Source organism: Halomarina salina, assembly GCF_023074835.1.
Lineage (GTDB): Archaea > Halobacteriota > Halobacteria > Halobacteriales > Haloarculaceae > Halomarina > Halomarina salina.
The window spans coordinates 213,943-229,887 of the sequence record NZ_JALLGW010000002.1 but is presented as its reverse complement, the minus strand read 5'-3'; the positions used below and the strand labels follow the sequence as shown (position 1 = coordinate 229,887).

Sequence of the window (15,945 nt, the reverse complement as noted above, 5' to 3'; positions counted from 1 at the left end):
AACCTTCTTGCTCCGCGGCATCGAACGCCGATTATGTTCGACGAGGACGACCTTCGCGCGATTCGCGAGGGCCGAGAAGAGTGGGCTGAGGAGACGCTCGACCCGGTACTCGACGCTTACGGCGAGCGCAAAGAGCGGTTCGCCACCGTCTCGAACCACGAGGTCGACCGGCTGTACACTCCGGAGGACGTCGCCGAACAGGACTACGACGAGGACCTGGGCTTCCCCGGCGAGGAGCCGTACACGCGCGGCCCCTACCCGACGATGTACCGCGGTCGGACGTGGACGATGCGCCAGTTCGCCGGGTTCGGGACGGCCGAGGAGACCAACGAGCGGTTCCACTACCTCATCGACGAGGGCCAGACCGGACTCTCGACGGCGTTCGACATGCCCAGCCTGATGGGTCTGGACTCGGACGACCCGATGAGCCTCGGCGAGGTCGGCAAGGAGGGAGTCGCCGTCGACACGCTCGCGGACATGGAGGTGCTGTTCGACGGCATCGACATCGGCGAGGTGTCGACGAGCTTCACCATCAACCCGAGCGCGAACGTCATCTACGCGATGTACGTCGCCCTGGCCGACCAGCAGGGCGTTCCCCGCGACGAGATTCGGGGCACCCTCCAGAACGACATGCTCAAGGAGTTCATCGCGCAGAAAGAGTGGGTCGTGCCCCCGGAGCCATCCGTCGACGTCGTCACGGACACCATCGAGTTCGCCGTCGAGGAGACGCCGCGCATCCACCCGGTGTCCATCTCGGGCTACCACATCCGTGAGGCCGGGTCGACCGCGGCCCAGGAGCTCGCGTTCACGCTCGCCGATGGCTTCGCCTATGCGGAAGCGGCGCTCGACCGCGGGCTGGACATCGACGAGGTCGCGCCACTCTTTTCGTTTTTCTTCAACTCGCACAACTCCGTGCTGGAGGAGGTGGCGAAGTTCCGCGCCGCGCGGCGCATCTACTCGCGCGTGATGGACGAGCGGTTCGACGCCGAGAAGCCCGAGTCGAAGCGTCTGAAGTTCCACACCCAGACGGCTGGACAGTCGCTGACGGCTCAGCAACCGCTCAACAACGTCATCCGCGTCACGTTGCAGGCGGCCGCCGCCGTCATGGGCGGCACCCAGAGTCTCCACACCAATAGCTACGACGAGGCGCTGGCGCTGCCCAGCGAGGAGGCGGTCCGCATCGCTCTGCGGACCCAGCAGATCATCGCGGAGGAGTCCGGCCTCGCGGACACCGTCGACCCGATGGGCGGGAGCTACGCCGTCGAGGCGCTCACCGACGAGATGGAAGCCGAAGTGATGGCGTACCTCGAGGAGATCGAGGAGATGGGCGACGGCTCCATCCTGGAGGGCATCTTCACGGGCATCCAGGAGGGCTACTTCCACCGGGAGATTCAGGATTCGGCGTTCGAGTACCAGCGCCGCGTCGACGAGGGCAAGGAGACGGTCGTCGGGGTCAACAAGTACACGAGCGACGGCGAGGCCGACGACACCGACCTGCTCCACGTCTCGGACGAGGTGCGCGAGGTCCAGCTCGAACGACTCGAACGGGTCAAGGAAGAACGCGACGACGACGAGGTCGAAGCGACGCTCGACGCCCTCCGAGAGGCGATTCGCGACGACGAGAACACGATGCCGTACGTCGTCGACGCCGTGAAGGCGTACGCGACGATGGGCGAGGTGATGCAGGTGTTCGAGGCCGAACACGGCAGCTACACCGAGACCGTCGGACTGGCCTGAGTTCTCGGTTCTCCGAACACACTCGCGGCTCGACGACCATGAGTCGTACGCCCCTCTCCACTTTTTGCTGGTCGGGTTAACGCTATTAGGCAGGGCAGAAACAGTGGTAACGGTGACAGTAGTTTATGAACGATTCGGACGGAAGTGAGGAACAACTCGAGGCACGGCTACGCGAACAGGAGTACTTCCGGCCGCCGTCGGAGTTCGTCGGTCAGGCGAACGTCTCCGACCCGGACGTGTACGACCGGTTCGACGAGTTCCCCGAGGGGTTCGAGGAGTACGCCAACCTGCTGGACTGGGACGAGGACTGGGACCAGGTGCTCGACGCCTCGAACCCCCCGTTCTACGGCTGGTTCACCGGGGGGACGCTGAACGCGTCCTACAACTGCGTCGACCGACACCTCGACGAGCGGAAGAACCAGACGGCGCTGCTCTGGGAGGGTGAGGACGGCGAACAGCGCAACATCACCTACCAGGACCTCTACCGCCAGGTCAACGAGATGGCGGCGGCGCTGCAGTCGATGGGCGTCGAGGAGGACGACGTCGTCACGCTCCACCTGCCGATGGTACCCGCGTTGCCCGTCACGATGCTCGCGTGTGCCCGTCTCGGCGCACCGCACTCGGTGGTGTTCGCTGGCTTCTCCGCGAGCGCACTCGCCGAGCGCGTCAACAGCGCCGAGTCCGACTACGTCGTCACTATCGACGGCTACTACCGTCGCGGCGAGTTCCTCGACCACGTCGAGAAGGCCGACCAGGCGGTCGAGGAGACCGAGCGCGACCCCGAGGTACTCGTCTGGTCGCGTCACGACGAGCCCCACGATTCGGTGTCGGTGAGCGACGACTACACGATGGTCGCCGACCTGCTGGAGGACCACCGCCGCGAGCCCGTCGACCCGGTCGCACGCGACGCGGAGGACCCGCTGTTCCTGATGTACACCTCCGGGACGACCGGTGAACCGAAGGGCTGTCAGCACCGGACCGGCGGCTACCTCTCGTACGCCGCGGGCACCTCGAAGTACGTCCTCGACATCAAGCCCGAGGACACCTACTGGTGTGCGGCCGACATCGGGTGGATCACCGGCCACAGCTACATCGTCTACGGCCCGCTGGCGCTCGGGACGACGAGCGTGATGTACGAGGGCGCACCGGACCACCCGCACAAGAGTCGCACCTGGGAGATAGCGGAGAAGTACGACGTCGACATCTTCCACACTTCACCGACGGCCGTTCGGCAGTTCATGAAGTGGGGCCCCGAGTACATCGAGGGCTACGACTTCGACTTCCGCCACATGACGACCGTCGGCGAGCCCATCCAGCCCGAGGCGTGGCTCTGGTACTACCAGCACATCGGCGACGAGGACGCGGTCATCGTCGACACCTGGTGGCAGACCGAGACGGGCGGGCACCTCATCACGAACCTGCCCGCGCTGAACGACATGAAGCCAGGCAGTGCGGGGCTCCCCGCACCGGGCATCGAGCCGGCGCTGCTCGACGACGACGGCGAGGAGATCGAGCCGGCGACCGGGCAGGCCGGGAACCTCATCATCAAGAAGCCGTGGCCCGGGATGCTCCAGACGGTGTACGGTAACGACGAACGGTTCATCTCGGAGTACTGGGAGGACTTCTCGGACACCGACAGCGACGACATGGCCGACTGGAACTACAAGGCCGGTGACGGCGCTGTCCACGAACGCGACGGCTACTTCCGGATCCTCGGTCGCCTCGACGACGTGATGAACGTCGCCGGCCACCGCCTCGGGACGATGGAGCTCGAATCGGCCGTCGCGGAGGTCGAGGACGTCGCCGAAGCCGCGGTCGTCTCCCGGGACCACTCGGAGAAAGGGGAGGTGCCGGACGTCTACGTCATCCTCCGGGAGGGCGTCGAGGAGTCCGAAGCCGTCCGCGACCGCATCGTCGGTGCGGTCGAGGACGAGATCGGGAAGTTCGCCCGACCGGCGAACATCGTGTTCGTCGACGACCTGCCGAAGACCCGCTCCGGGAAGATCATGCGTCGCCTGTTGGAGAACATCTCGAACGACAAGGACCTCGGCGACACGACGACGCTGCGCGACCCGTCGGTCCCCGAACGTATCCGAGACCAGTTGCAGGCGGACTGAAACGCCACTCCGGTTTCTTCTCAGACTTATTTTCACGAGTTGCGATACGTCTGTTTAGGGGTTAGAAGGCCTGATAGACCGGTTTCCATCGACCGACGAGCGTCTTCGGACGAAGCCGGAATCTTTCACCGGTTATCAATGTACTGGTTAGAACCAAAATTGCCTGACGGGGTCGGAAACTCGGTTAACGTTTAACCTCAGTAATCATCATAACAGTTAATGCTGTTCAGTACAGCTATCAGATAGCATGGCACCCGGTAACAACAGCCCGACGCGCCGTGACGTGCTGAAAGGCGCAGGTGCGGCAGGTACAGCAGGCCTCGTGGGTCTGGCAGGATGCACTACCGAAGACACCGGCGGCGGTGGCGGCGGTGGTGGCGGTGGCGACGGCAACGGTTCCAACAACGGCTCCGGCGGTGGCGGTGGGGACGACTACCCCTCGCTGGGGAACTACCCCATCGAAGGTGACGCCGCGACGTTCGGCTTCAACGTTCCGACGACCGGTCCGTACTCCTCGGAAGGGGAAGACGAGCTGCGCGCGTACAACCTCGCGATGAAACACCTCAACGAAGGTGGTGGCTGGGTCGACTCCCAGTTCGACGACCTCTCGGGCGACGGCGTGCTCGGGTACGAGATCGACTCCGTCGAGGGGGACACCGCGACCGACGCGGATCAGGCGACCCAGTCGGCCAACCGGATGGTCGACCGTGACGGCGTCATCATGTTCTCCGGCGGGTCGTCGAGTGCGACCGCCATCGCTCAGCAACAGGTGGCACAGGACAACAAGGTGCTGTTCATGTGCTGTCTCACCCACTCCAACGACACGACCGGTAACGAGTGTCGTCGGTACGGGTTCCGCGAGATGTTCAACGCCTACGCGACCGGGCAGGCACTGGCCCCCGTCGTGAGGGACGAGTACGGTGAAGGGCTCAAGTTCTACCAGCTCTACGCCGACTACTCCTGGGGACAGACCCAGCAGGAGTCGATGAACAAGTTCCTCCCCGAGATCGCCAACTGGGAGCAGGTCGACAGCGTCCCGACGCCGCTCGGGACGGACGACTACTCGTCGTTCCTCTCGGAGGCGGCGAGTTCGGACGCTGACGTCCTCATCCTGAACCACTACGGCCTGGACGGGGCGACCTCGCTCCAGCAGGCGGTGAACGCGGGGCTGAAAGACGAGATGACGCTGCTCGTTCCACTGTACAACCGCCCGATGGCGGACTCGGCCGGTGACGCCATCTCCGGCGTGTTCGGAACCGTCGCCTGGGACTCCCAGATCGACAACACGCCGTCCCAGGAGTTCCTGCAGGCGTTCCAGGACGAGTACGACCGGGTGCCGTCCGGTCCGGCGCAGCTCGCGTACGCACAGACGCTGCAGTACGCGGCGGCCGTCGAACGGGCCGGAACGTTTTACCCACCCGAGGTTATCAAGCAACTGGAGGATTACGAATACGAAAACATCGGGATGGGTGCGGAGACGATGCGCAAGTGCGACCACCAGGCGATCCGCGACGTGCCGGTCGTCCGTGGGCTCCCCGGCAGCGAGCAGTCCTCGGGCAACTACTTCGAGATCGTCAACATCACCAGCCGAGACGACCTCTGGTACGGCTGCGACGAGGGTCCGGCCGCGGAGTGCGACCTCGGTCCGTACGGCGACGAGTAGGCGTATCGTCTACCTACTACATCATATTCGACGTTCATGGATCACGATAACTTACACTCGCAAGACAATCGCTGGGGGGACGCACTGTGACACTGTCGGTCGTCGCCCTCCAGACCAGTACACAGATCGCTCGTCTGCTCATCAACGGGCTCCAGGCGGGAGCCATCTACATCCTGCTCGCCGTCGGTCTCTCGATCATCCTCGGTACGCTGAAGTTCGTCAACTTCGCACACGGCGCGCTATACCTCATCGGCGCATACCTGGGACTGATCGTCGCGGGTACGCCCACCTTCAGTGGGAAACTCGCGGAGTGGGGGTTCGCCAGTCCGGGACTCGGCCTCGGCTACCTCGCAGCACTGGTCGTCGTCCCGCTGGTCGTCTTCGTCATCGGCGTGGTGATGGAGCGCTTCATCGCGAAACCGTTCTACGACCGACCGGACACCGACCAGATACTGCTGACGTACGGAATCGCGCTCATCCTCGCGGAGACGTTTCGCGTGCTGTTCGGTGGGCAGAGTCGTAGCATCGCACAGCCACCGTGGGCGCGGGGGTCGGCGACCGGCATCCCGGTACTCGGCGACGCACTGCAGGCACTCGGGGTGAACGCCGTCTCGACGTGGCGTATCGTCGTCATCCTGCTCACGGCCATCCTCGTCGGCATCGTCTTCGTGCTCATCGAGTACACCGACTTCGGACTGACCGTGCGTGCGGGGACCGTCGACCCGGAGATGGTCGAACTGCTCGGCGTGAAACTCTCGCGACCGTACCTCGTCGTGTTCGGCATCGGTGCGGCGCTGGCCGGCGTCGCGGGCCTCGTCGGCGGACCGCTCGTGCAGTTCAACCCCGACTACGGCGGAACCATCCTGGTGCCCGCGTTCCTGACCGTCGTCGTCGGAGGAGTCGGGTCGATACGAGGCGCCGTCCTCGGTGGACTGGCGTTCGGGTTGATACAGGCCGGACTCGTCCAGTTCGGCTTCTCGCAGTGGTCGCAGGTCGGTATCTACGCGCTCGCGGCCGTCGTCCTGCTGGTGCGGCCACAGGGCCTGCTCGGTGAGGAGGTGGCAGTATGAGCGACGACCCACAGCCGGTCGGCAACGACACGAGTTCCGTCTCCGACGAGCGAAGCCAGGTCGCAGGCGGCGACCTCATCGAGCGCTGGCGGTCGGTCCGTCAGCGCGAGTCGTTCGTCATCGTCGCGACGGCCATCGCCGTGCTCCTGTTCCCGTACCTCTTCGTCGAGGGACGCGCGCCGGTCATCAGTACCGCGTTACAGGGGTACCAGTCGCTGGCCGAACTCATCCTCATCTGGGGGATCTTCGTCATCGGCTTCGACCTCCTGCACGGCTACACCGGCCTGCTGTCGTTCGGCCACGCCGCCTTCTGGGGCGGCGGGGCGTACGCGGCCGGTATCTTCGCCATCCACGTCTCGGGGTCGCCCATCGCGATGATACTCGTGGGGACGACCTTCGCCGTGCTGCTGGCGTGGGTGCTCGGCTTCCTCTCCCTGCGCCGGGGTGGCATCTACTTCGCCATCCTCACGCTGGCGTTCGGGCAGATGCTGTTCTACATCGCGCTCCAGCCGCTCTCGGACTGGACCAGCGGGGAGAACGGACTCGGCATCGGTGGGACGACCATCGAACCGCTGCTCGGGTTCATCCCGCTCGGTGAGGGGATTCCGGTCATCACGATGTTCGTCGACACGTGGATGTACACGCTCATCGGCATCGCGATGATCATCACCGTCGCGTTCGCGTACCGCGTGCTCAACTCGCCGTACGGGATGGTGTTCCGCGCTATCCGCGAGAACGAGCAGCGCGCCGAGTTCGTCGGACTGAACGTCTGGCGCTATAAGCTGATGGCGTTCGTCCTGTCGGGTGCCATCTCGGGGCTCGCCGGGTCGCTGTTCGCCATCCAGCAGGCGCGCGTCCCGGTCGAGTCGCTGTTCTGGACGTCCAGCGGCGAGGTCGTCATCATGAGCGTCATCGGCGGCGTCGGGTCGCTGTTCGGCGGCCCCATCGGCGCGGCGCTCTACCTCTACATCGCCAACATCGTCCAGGGGATGCGCGAGGTCGTGCTGTTCGTCCAGATCGACAAGGTCATCCCCGGTGCGCAGGCGGTCGTCCTGCCCGAGTGGATGAGTCCCGCACCGTACTGGCACCTCATCCTCGGACTGCTGTTCGTCGCCGTGGTCGTGTTCATCCCACGGGGCGGCGTCTGGGGCGGCCTCAAGTCCATCGGTAGCCGTATCGGCAACCGCTTCGGAGGTGGTCGGTGATGGCGACGAGCGACACCGACAGCGAGACGACCGACAGCGAGACGACACGGTCCGACACCGACGTCGTCGACGGGCCACTGCTCCAGACCGAGGGGCTCGTCAAGCGGTTCGGTGGTCTGACCGCCACCGACGACGTGGACATCAGCATCGAGCAGGGCGAACGGGTCAGCCTCATCGGCCCCAACGGGGCCGGGAAGTCGACCATCATCAACCTCATCACCCGTCGGCTGGACCCGACCGCGGGCGACATCCGGTTCAAAGGCCAGTCGATTCTCGGCCTGTCGCCCAACGAGGTCGTCCAGCGAGGGATGAGCAAGTCCTTCCAGACGGCCTCGATCTTCCCAACGCTCACCGTCCGGCAGAACGCACGTATCGCGGCGCTGGCGGCCGAACACGGCTCGTTCCGGTTCAACTTCCTGCGCCACCGGAACCGCTACCCGGAGGTCGAGGAGGTCGCACGCGAGACGCTGGACTCCGTCGGACTGTGGGACCAGCGCGAGAACGCCGCCGAGGACCTGCCGTACGGTGACAAACGTCGCCTCGAGATCGGCATCGCGCTGGCGGCGGACCCCGACATGCTCCTGATGGACGAACCGACCGCTGGCATGTCGCCCGAGGAGACCCACTCGACGGTCGACCTCATCGAAGAGGTCAAAGAGGAGCGTGGACTGACGTTCCTGCTCGTCGAACACGACATGGAGATCGTGTTCCGCGTCTCCGACCGTATCATCGTCCTCAATCGAGGGAGCGTCATCGCCGAGGGACCGCCCGAGGAGATACGCGAGAACCCCGACGTGCAGGACGCGTACCTCGGAGGTGTCGAGCAGTGAGCCACCCGGAGGACGGCTCTGCGACCGACGCCACGGATCAGCAGTCCGCGGACGCCACCGGACACGCGACCGGTGGCGAGCGGTTGCTGGAGGTCGACAGCGTCGACGCCTACTACGGCGAGAGTCACATCTTGCGTGACCTCTCGCTGCACGTCGAGGAGGGCGAGATATGTGCACTGCTCGGCCGGAACGGCGCGGGAAAGACGACGACGCTCCGTTCCATCGCCAGCACCGAGGAACCCGACGTCCGCTCGGGGACCATCCGGTTCCACGGCCAGGAGATTACGCACATGGCGACCGAGGACGTCGCCGTCCGGGGCATCTCGCTGGTGCCCGAGGAGCGACGGGTCTTCCCCGACCTCACCGTCGAGGAGAACATCCACATCGCCGAGGTCGTCAGGAACCGTTCGAACGTCCTCGGACGGAACGTCTCGTTCGGCCGCGACCAGATGGCCAACGAGGACATCTACGAGGTGTTCCCGCGCCTGCGCGAGCGCCTCTCCCAGAAGGGCGGGACGCTCTCGGGCGGCGAACAGCAGATGCTCGCCATCGCCCGTGCGCTCAAGCAGAACCCCGACCTGCTGATGCTCGACGAACCGTACGAGGGGCTCGCCCCCCAGATCATCGAGGGGGTCGAGGCCGCCATCGAGCGCATCCGCGAGGACGGAACGACCGTCCTGCTGGTCGAGCAGAACGCCATCGCGGCGATGAACATCGCCGACCGGTGTTACGTCGTCGACCAGGGGTCGGTCGTGTTCGACGGGACCGCAGACGAACTTCGGGAGGACGAAGACACCCGGCAGCGGTACCTCGGCGTATGAGCGGGGACGACGCCACGGCGGAATCGACGCCCGCCGCGGACTCCGAGCGACTGCTCGATGCGCTCGTCGACGGCGGCGTCCTCGTCGAGCGACCCGACGGACGGCTGGCGACGAGCGAGTCGTTCGAGTCGACGCACGACATCTACCACGACTCGTACGCGACGTCGACGGACGAGGACTTCCAGCGGGCGGTGAGCGACGTGTTCGACCTCCCGCCCGAGGCGGCCGCCGAGCGAATCGAAGAGGAGGGCGTCACCCGCGAGATGCTCGTCACGTACCTCGCCGTCCAGTCCGAACTCGACGGGTCGTACTCGACGGGCGAACTCGCCCGGATGGCGACGATGGTCGGCGACATCGCCCCCGAGAGTCCGATTCCGCCCGCCGTCGACTCCCTCGACGACGAGACGTACGAGGCGTTCGTCTCGACGAACGACCGCGCGGCCATCACGGTGTGGCGGCGTCACTGCGCGCCGTGCAAGGCGGTCAAACGCGACCTCGACGACGTCCTCGCGGCTATCCCCGACGAGGTTGCGGTCGGCGGTGTCGACGGCGAATCGGTGACGGCGTTCCGCAGTGCGTACGACGTGAACGCCGCGCCGTCGCTCCTGCTGTTCGAGGACGGGGAGCACGTCGAGACGCTTCAGGGGCGGTTCACCGCGGACCAGGTCGCAGAAGCGTACGAGAGCCTCGGCGGCTGAACAACTCCGCGAGCGCTCTCATTTTCGTTCCAGTCAACCGCTCGAAGCGACGCGTCGGCCTGTCGGCGAGCCCGCCTGTTGCGTGTCGGTGCTACCGACTGACGGCGTCGTCGTCGTAGCGCTTCGAGACGAAGACGATGGCACCGATGAGGACACCGAACAGCACCGCGAGCGTCACCGACCCGTACAGCGCCATCCCGAGCGCGTTCGACGGGAGCTGAATGACGCCGAACAGTTCCGGGTCGAGTTGCTCGGGGTTCGGCCGGAACCACGCGATGAGTGCACCCATCAGTCCGGCGATGGCGACGACGACCACGTACAGCGTGAGGACGAACCAGCGACCTCGTAGCTGTCTGACGGAACTGCTCACATTCTCCCTACGGACGGCCACACGATTACGCTTTTGACTCGCCCGCTCCAACCCGTTCCATGGAGGAGAAGGAACTGCTGTTGTTCGTCCTCGTCGCCGTCGTGGTCTTGATGTTCGTGACGGGTATCGTCCTCGTCCTCAACACCATCGTCTGAGCACGCGCCGCGTTCGTCGGGTCGTATCGCTTCCGCTCAGACGACAACCGCTCGTTACTTGACGAACGACCGAAACCTCGAAAACAGGTCAGAACAGCGGGTCGCTACTCGTCGGTGTCCGCGTCTCCGACGTCGGACTCGGACTTCTGGGAGGTGACGTCGGCGTCCGCGTCGACGCCACCGTCGGTCGCGACCTCCTCGTCCTCCTCGCCACCGTCCGTGACGGCGGTCTGGAGGCGACGGTGGTGCCACTCGAACTCGCGGCCGTACAGCGACGTCTCGCGCAGGTCCCACGGGTCGCCGTCGACGACCGGCCCCTCGTACCACGACTGGACGAAGTTGACGATCCAGATGATCTGGCCGAACGCGATGATGAACGCGCCGAGGGTGGCCGCTTGGTGGAGCAGCGTCACCGTCTCCAGCGGTGCGATGGCGGCGTCGAAGGAGTACGTCGCGTAGCGGCGGGGCATCTCGTTGTACCCCAGCAGGAGCATGGCGAAGAACGTCAGGTTCGTCCCGACCATCGAGGTCCAGAAGTGCCACTTGGCGAGGCTCCGCTGGTACATCCGTCCGGTGAAGATGGGGTACCAGTAGTAGAGACCCGCGAACCCGGCGAACGCGATGGCTCCCATGACGATGTAGTGGAAGTGACCCACGACGTAGTACGTGTCGTGGAGCACGAGGTCGATGGGGATGGCGGCGAGGAAGACGCCCGTCACGCCACCGATGATGAAGTTACTGATGAACCCGATACAGAACAGCATCGGCGCGGTGAGGCGCAGGTTCCCGTTCCACATCGTCGTGATCCAGTTGAACGTCTTCACGGCCGATGGTATGGCGATGGCCATCGAGACGGCCATGAACGAGGCCCGGATGCGCGGGTCGATGCCCGTCGAGAACATGTGGTGGGCCCAGACCCCGAACGAGAGGACGCCGATGGCGAGCGTCGAGTAGACGACGAACTTGAACCCGAACAGCTTCCGGCCCGCGAAGCGCGGGAGGACGTAGCTGACGATCCCCATCGGCGGGAGCACGAGGATGTACACCTCGGGATGGCCGAAGAACCAGAACAGGTGTTGCCAGAGGATCGGCGACCCTCCGTCGACGGCGAAGAACGCCGTCCCGAAGTTCCGGTCGAGCAGGAGCATGATGAGCGCGCTCCCGAGCAGCGGGAACGCGAACAGGATGAGCCCCGACTGCGTGAGGATGGTCCACGAGAAGATGTCGAGGTTCGCCCAGTTGACCTCCTCCCCGCGTTCGGTGAAGATGGTGACGATGAAGTTGATCGACCCGAGCGTCGCGGAGACGCCGGTCAGGTGGAGGCCGAGAATCATGAGGTCCGCCCCGAAGCCGACCTGTTCGACCGACAGGGGCGTGTACATCGTCCACGACGTCTGCGCCGGTGCCAGTCCGGGGACCAGAAAGCCGGCCCAGATGAGCAGCGCACCCGGCGGGAGGAGCCAGAAGGCGATGGCGTTGATGCGCGGGAACGCCATGTCGTCGGCGCCGATGAGCAGCGGGACGAAGTAGTTCGAGAACGCGGCGATGATGGGTGTCCCGAAGAGGAACAGCATCGTGATGCCGTGACTCGTCAGCAGGCCGTTGTACGTCGCGGCGCTGAGGAAGAGCCCGTCCGGCGTCAGCAGTTCGGTCCGCATCAGGAGCACTGCGAGACCCGCCCAGACGAACGCCACGATGGCGTAGAGGCCGTACAGCATCCCGATGTCCTTGTGGTCGACCGTCGTCAGCCAGCGCGTCAGTCCCTCGGGCTTGTGGCGAACGCCGTGGCCGGACTCTCCGTAGCCACCACCGGCGACGGGGGTGTACGTCCGCCAGTCCTCGGCGCGTGTCACGACGAGGAAGACGGCGACGAGGAACACCCCCATCAGGACCGTCAGTGCCAACTGGCCCGACGTGCCGATACCCGCTCCCTGCGCTGGCGTGACAGAGAGCAACGTTCCTGAAAGTTCCATAGCACACATCCGAACCGGGGGATTAGAAAGGTTGTGTTCGCGTTCCGACCACCTGCCGGCGGCGGAATTCTCCGTTCGTCGAGTCGGCGGCCGATAGGCTCTCAGAGACGATTTCGAACCCGCCAAGTGGCGAGCGCTATCCGGTTCGATTCGTTGCAGAAACGGGGGTCGACAGTCGCCGTCGAGACGGTGTCGCCGGACGTTACTTGCCGTCGTTCGACTCGGTCCCGGTGATGGGAGTCTCGGTCGAACCGTCGTCCTCGCCGTCGGTCAGTTCGCTGGTGTCGTCGCTCGACCCGTCGACGGCGTTCTCGTTCGTTATCTCACGTTCGCGGGCCTCGATCTCGGCTTCCGACTCCGCGATGGCCTTCCCCGAGTAGTAGGTGAGGATGGCGAGGCCGACGAACGGGACGATGAGCAGGCCCATCTGGATGACCGTCGGGACCAGACTGATGCCGAACGGCGTAATCACCGCGAACACGACCACGAAGAACAGGATGATGAACAGCGGGATGATGTTGACCGACAGGTCCAACATCGTCTCCCGGTCGAACACGTCCGGTGCCATGTCCTCCGATTCGCAGAGCGCAGTAAATAGGTTGTTGATTCCCTACGCGGCTTCGATGCCTCGCCGACCGGTGGCCCGACCGACGACGCCGCCGACGAGGCAGACGAGGCCGGCGAGCACCACCGAGAGTCCACGCTGGACGATACCGTTCGCGTCCGGTGTCGTGGCGGCCGCGACGGCGTCCACGAGTGCCCCGACGGAGGGCGTCACCTGCGTCACGACCAGTATCGCGCCGAGGACGACGAGCACTGCGCCGAGCGTACCGAGGAGGCTCCACGGTCGGGAGACGTAGCCAGCGTCCTGAACGATACCAGCGACGCTCCCGGCGAACAGCAGCAGACCGCCGACCGAGATGGGGATGAGGTTGAGCACGATGCCGACCTCCGAGAGTGTGAGACCGAGGGCGACGAACATCGGCCACGGACTCGACAGTCGGACCTCGTCGCTCACACCGGGCTGTTCGTCCATATCGAAGCAAGGTGACGGCCACTCAAAGGTACATCGGATGTGTGCTGGAGGGGTTCGGAACTCGGTTTCGCAGTGCTGTCGATGTGGGTGCGGTGCGGTGGCCGGGAGCACGTGCTCGAACGAAGTGAGAGCAGTGCGACTCGGGGAAGGGCAGGTGTGGTCGGTAATGTCCAGTCACCGCGAGCGAACGAGCGACGCGAGTGAGCGGCACTTCAGCGCGTGTCGCGCGACCAGCGCGACTCGCGCAATGCGGGCCTGGTGGTCCTCGAAAGTCAGAGATTTTCGGGTCCTTTTACGCGAAAGTACGGGACACTTCGTCGTCGTCCTCCTCGCCCTGCTGAATCTTCTCCCAGGCGTTCTCGAAGTCCTGCATCTCCACGGTCGTCCGGTCGTCGCGGATGGCGAACATCCCGGCCTCGGTGCAGACGGCCTTGATGTCGGCACCGCTCGCCTCGCCGGTCGCCTCGGCGAGTGCGGCGAAGTCGACGCTGTCGGCGACCTTCATCGAGCGCGTGTGAATCTGGAAGATGCGCTCGCGGCCCTCGGCGCTCGGGACGGGCACCTCGATGAGGCGGTCGAACCGGCCGGGGCGGAGGATGGCGCGGTCGAGCATGTCGAAGCGGTTCGTCGCCGCGATGATGGAGATCTGCCCGCGGTCGTCGAAGCCGTCCATCTCGGCGAGCAGCTGCATCATCGTCCGCTGGACCTCGGCGTCGCCCGACGTCTTCGAGTCGGTGCGCTTCGAGGCGATGGCGTCGATCTCGTCGATGAAGATGACGGCCGGCTCGTGCTGGCGCGCGAGTTCGAACAGGTCCCGGACCAGCTTCGCGCCCTCGCCGATGAACTTGTGGACGAGTTCGGAGCCGGCCATCTTGATGAACGTCGCGTCGGTCTGGTTCGCGACGGCCTTCGCGAGCATCGTCTTCCCCGTCCCCGGCGGGCCGTAGAGGAGCACGCCGCTCGGCGGCTCGATGCCGACCTCGTCGAACATCTCGGGGCTGGTCAGCGGCATCTCGACGGTCTCGCGGACCTCGTCGATCTGTTCGTCGATGCCGCCGATGTCGGCGTAGCTCACCTCGGGCTTGCGCTCGACCTGCATCACGCGGGCGCGGACGTCCGTCTCGTTGTCCAGACGTTTGACGATAGAGAGGGAGTTGTTGACCGCGACGCGCGCGTCGGGTTCGAGGTCCTCGCGCATCTCCGGCGTCACGTCGGTCAGCGCCTCCTGATTGTTGCCGTGCTGTTTGATGATGACGCCCTCGTCGTTGATCTCCTGGACGGTGGCGACGAACAGCGGCGACTGCTTGAGCTTCTTGTTCTCGTGGGTCAGTCGCTCCAGCTTCTGCTGGAACTTGTTGTTCTCGGCGTTCGCGTCGAGGAGCTTGTCCCGCATCTCCTCGTTCTGACGTTCGAGTACCTCGAGCCGTTCCTGGAGGGAATCGATTTTGTCGTTCTGTGACGCGTCGTCGTCGTACGGCATATCGACGTCGTCAACAGTGTCGCTCATTGGTCCACTCTATCACGTGCATTCATAAGAGGTTTCGGTTCAGCACGGAACCGCTCCCCGTCGTTGTCGGCACCTGCGCGTCGTTCGGTTAGGACTCGTCTTATTCTCTCTGGTAATTTTGAAACAGGAACTATTATCACAAGGCATCCAGTTGTGGTGTGTATGAGCACCTGTGAGCAGGCGGGACCCTGCGAGCGCGAGGCGGCACTCAGGGAACTGCCTCCGAGCGCGAAACTGGTCGTCAAAGTGCTGGAGTACGACGGCCCGCACACGCAACGACAGCTAGCAGAGGAGACGCTCCTCCCGACGAGGACGGTCCGCTACGCCATCGGCCGACTGGAGGACATCGGCGTCGTGGACGCCCGCGTGTCGTTCACCGACGCTCGAAAGCGAGTCTACTCGCTCGCGGAGGAACAGGCGACCCCGACCGGCGACTGACGCGAACCTTCTTCAGGAAACCCGCGCCAGCGTCGCCGTGACGAACTCGACGGCAGTGAAACAGGCGCTCGCTCGACTGGCGGCCGGTCCCCCCGACGACGAGTCGGTCGTCGAGCGGGCGGTGCGCGTCCGTACCGACCTGGAAGCGGCAGCGCGGTTCGTGGACTCGGGTGGCGTCGAGCGACTCCGCGCGGCCGTCGACCGTCGCGGCGAGGGCCACGATGCGCTCGCCGCGTTCGAACGGTACCGGCGAGCGTGCGAGTTCGGGTGAGGGCGACCCGACCCCGACCAGTTCCACTCCGGTCACGCAACGGATTTACCGGCG

At 65.1% G+C, this 15,945-nt stretch carries 15 protein-coding genes; 10 read left to right on the top strand and 5 right to left on the bottom strand.

Annotated elements, in window-relative coordinates; translation table 11 throughout:
* Nucleotides 1-33 precede the first annotated feature (33 nt).
* The 8 genes from MX571_RS16975 to MX571_RS16940 all read left to right on the top strand — a co-directional run bounded on the left by MX571_RS16975 (nucleotide 34) and on the right by MX571_RS16940 (nucleotide 10,141).
* Nucleotides 34-1,737, top strand: coding sequence for an acyl-CoA mutase large subunit family protein (locus MX571_RS16975; RefSeq protein ID WP_247418911.1), 1,704 nt, complete (start codon nucleotides 34-36; stop codon nucleotides 1,735-1,737).
* A gap of 125 nt (nucleotides 1,738-1,862) precedes the next feature.
* A complete protein-coding gene (acs, locus tag MX571_RS16970; protein WP_247418910.1) occupies nucleotides 1,863-3,854 on the top strand; it encodes an acetate--CoA ligase in 1,992 nt (663 codons plus the stop codon).
* 247 nt (nucleotides 3,855-4,101) lie between these two features.
* Nucleotides 4,102-5,517: a substrate-binding protein gene (locus tag MX571_RS16965; RefSeq protein ID WP_247418908.1), complete on the top strand. Its 1,416-nt coding sequence runs from the start codon at nucleotides 4,102-4,104 to the stop codon at nucleotides 5,515-5,517.
* A gap of 86 nt (nucleotides 5,518-5,603) precedes the next feature.
* On the top strand, nucleotides 5,604-6,587 hold the full coding sequence (locus MX571_RS16960; RefSeq protein ID WP_247418907.1) for a branched-chain amino acid ABC transporter permease: 984 nt from the start codon (nucleotides 5,604-5,606) through the stop codon (nucleotides 6,585-6,587).
* Nucleotides 6,584-7,792 carry a branched-chain amino acid ABC transporter permease gene (locus tag MX571_RS16955; RefSeq protein ID WP_247418905.1) on the top strand — a complete coding sequence of 403 codons (1,209 nt, stop codon included), beginning with the start codon at nucleotides 6,584-6,586 and terminating at the stop codon, nucleotides 7,790-7,792. Before MX571_RS16960 ends, MX571_RS16955 begins: the two co-directional genes overlap by 4 nt.
* Nucleotides 7,792-8,622, top strand: coding sequence for an ABC transporter ATP-binding protein (locus MX571_RS16950; RefSeq protein WP_247418902.1), 831 nt, complete (start codon nucleotides 7,792-7,794; stop codon nucleotides 8,620-8,622). The genes MX571_RS16955 and MX571_RS16950 overlap by 1 nt, the downstream gene beginning before the upstream one ends.
* Before the next feature lie 83 nt (nucleotides 8,623-8,705).
* Nucleotides 8,706-9,443, top strand: a complete 738-nt coding sequence (locus tag MX571_RS16945; protein ID WP_247420214.1) for an ABC transporter ATP-binding protein — start codon at nucleotides 8,706-8,708, stop codon at nucleotides 9,441-9,443.
* Nucleotides 9,440-10,141: a thioredoxin family protein gene (locus MX571_RS16940; protein ID WP_247418900.1), complete on the top strand. Its 702-nt coding sequence runs from the start codon at nucleotides 9,440-9,442 to the stop codon at nucleotides 10,139-10,141. The genes MX571_RS16945 and MX571_RS16940 overlap by 4 nt, the downstream gene beginning before the upstream one ends.
* A gap of 91 nt (nucleotides 10,142-10,232) precedes the next feature.
* Here the strand turns inward: MX571_RS16940 and MX571_RS16935 are convergent, their stop codons facing one another.
* The 5 genes from MX571_RS16935 to pan1 all read right to left on the bottom strand — a co-directional run bounded on the left by MX571_RS16935 (nucleotide 10,233) and on the right by pan1 (nucleotide 15,182).
* On the bottom strand, nucleotides 10,233-10,511 hold the full coding sequence (locus tag MX571_RS16935) for a DUF7520 family protein (RefSeq protein WP_247418899.1): 279 nt from the start codon (nucleotides 10,509-10,511) through the stop codon (nucleotides 10,233-10,235).
* A 259-nt stretch (nucleotides 10,512-10,770) separates the two neighbouring features.
* A complete protein-coding gene (ctaD, locus tag MX571_RS16930) occupies nucleotides 10,771-12,552 on the bottom strand; it encodes a cytochrome c oxidase subunit I (RefSeq protein WP_247420210.1) in 1,782 nt (593 codons plus the stop codon).
* 289 nt (nucleotides 12,553-12,841) lie between these two features.
* Entirely contained in the window at nucleotides 12,842-13,207 is a 366-nt protein-coding gene (locus MX571_RS16925; protein WP_247418897.1) for a DUF6684 family protein, read from the bottom strand.
* Between the two features lie 42 nt (nucleotides 13,208-13,249).
* Complete coding sequence (locus MX571_RS16920) at nucleotides 13,250-13,675, bottom strand: DUF7541 family protein (RefSeq protein WP_247418895.1); 426 nt, start codon at nucleotides 13,673-13,675, stop codon at nucleotides 13,250-13,252.
* A 292-nt stretch (nucleotides 13,676-13,967) separates the two neighbouring features.
* Nucleotides 13,968-15,182 (bottom strand): proteasome-activating nucleotidase Pan1, encoded by a 1,215-nt coding sequence (gene pan1 / locus MX571_RS16915; protein ID WP_247418894.1) that lies wholly within the window; start codon nucleotides 15,180-15,182, stop codon nucleotides 13,968-13,970.
* Between the two features lie 162 nt (nucleotides 15,183-15,344).
* On the opposite strand from pan1, the gene MX571_RS16910 reads away from it, so the two are divergent.
* Both MX571_RS16910 and MX571_RS16905 read left to right on the top strand, forming a co-directional pair.
* Complete coding sequence (locus tag MX571_RS16910) at nucleotides 15,345-15,620, top strand: winged helix-turn-helix domain-containing protein (protein ID WP_247418893.1); 276 nt, start codon at nucleotides 15,345-15,347, stop codon at nucleotides 15,618-15,620.
* Between the two features lie 37 nt (nucleotides 15,621-15,657).
* Nucleotides 15,658-15,891, top strand: a complete 234-nt coding sequence (locus MX571_RS16905; protein WP_247418892.1) for a DUF7966 family protein — start codon at nucleotides 15,658-15,660, stop codon at nucleotides 15,889-15,891.
* The last annotated feature ends 54 nt before the right edge of the window (nucleotides 15,892-15,945 follow it).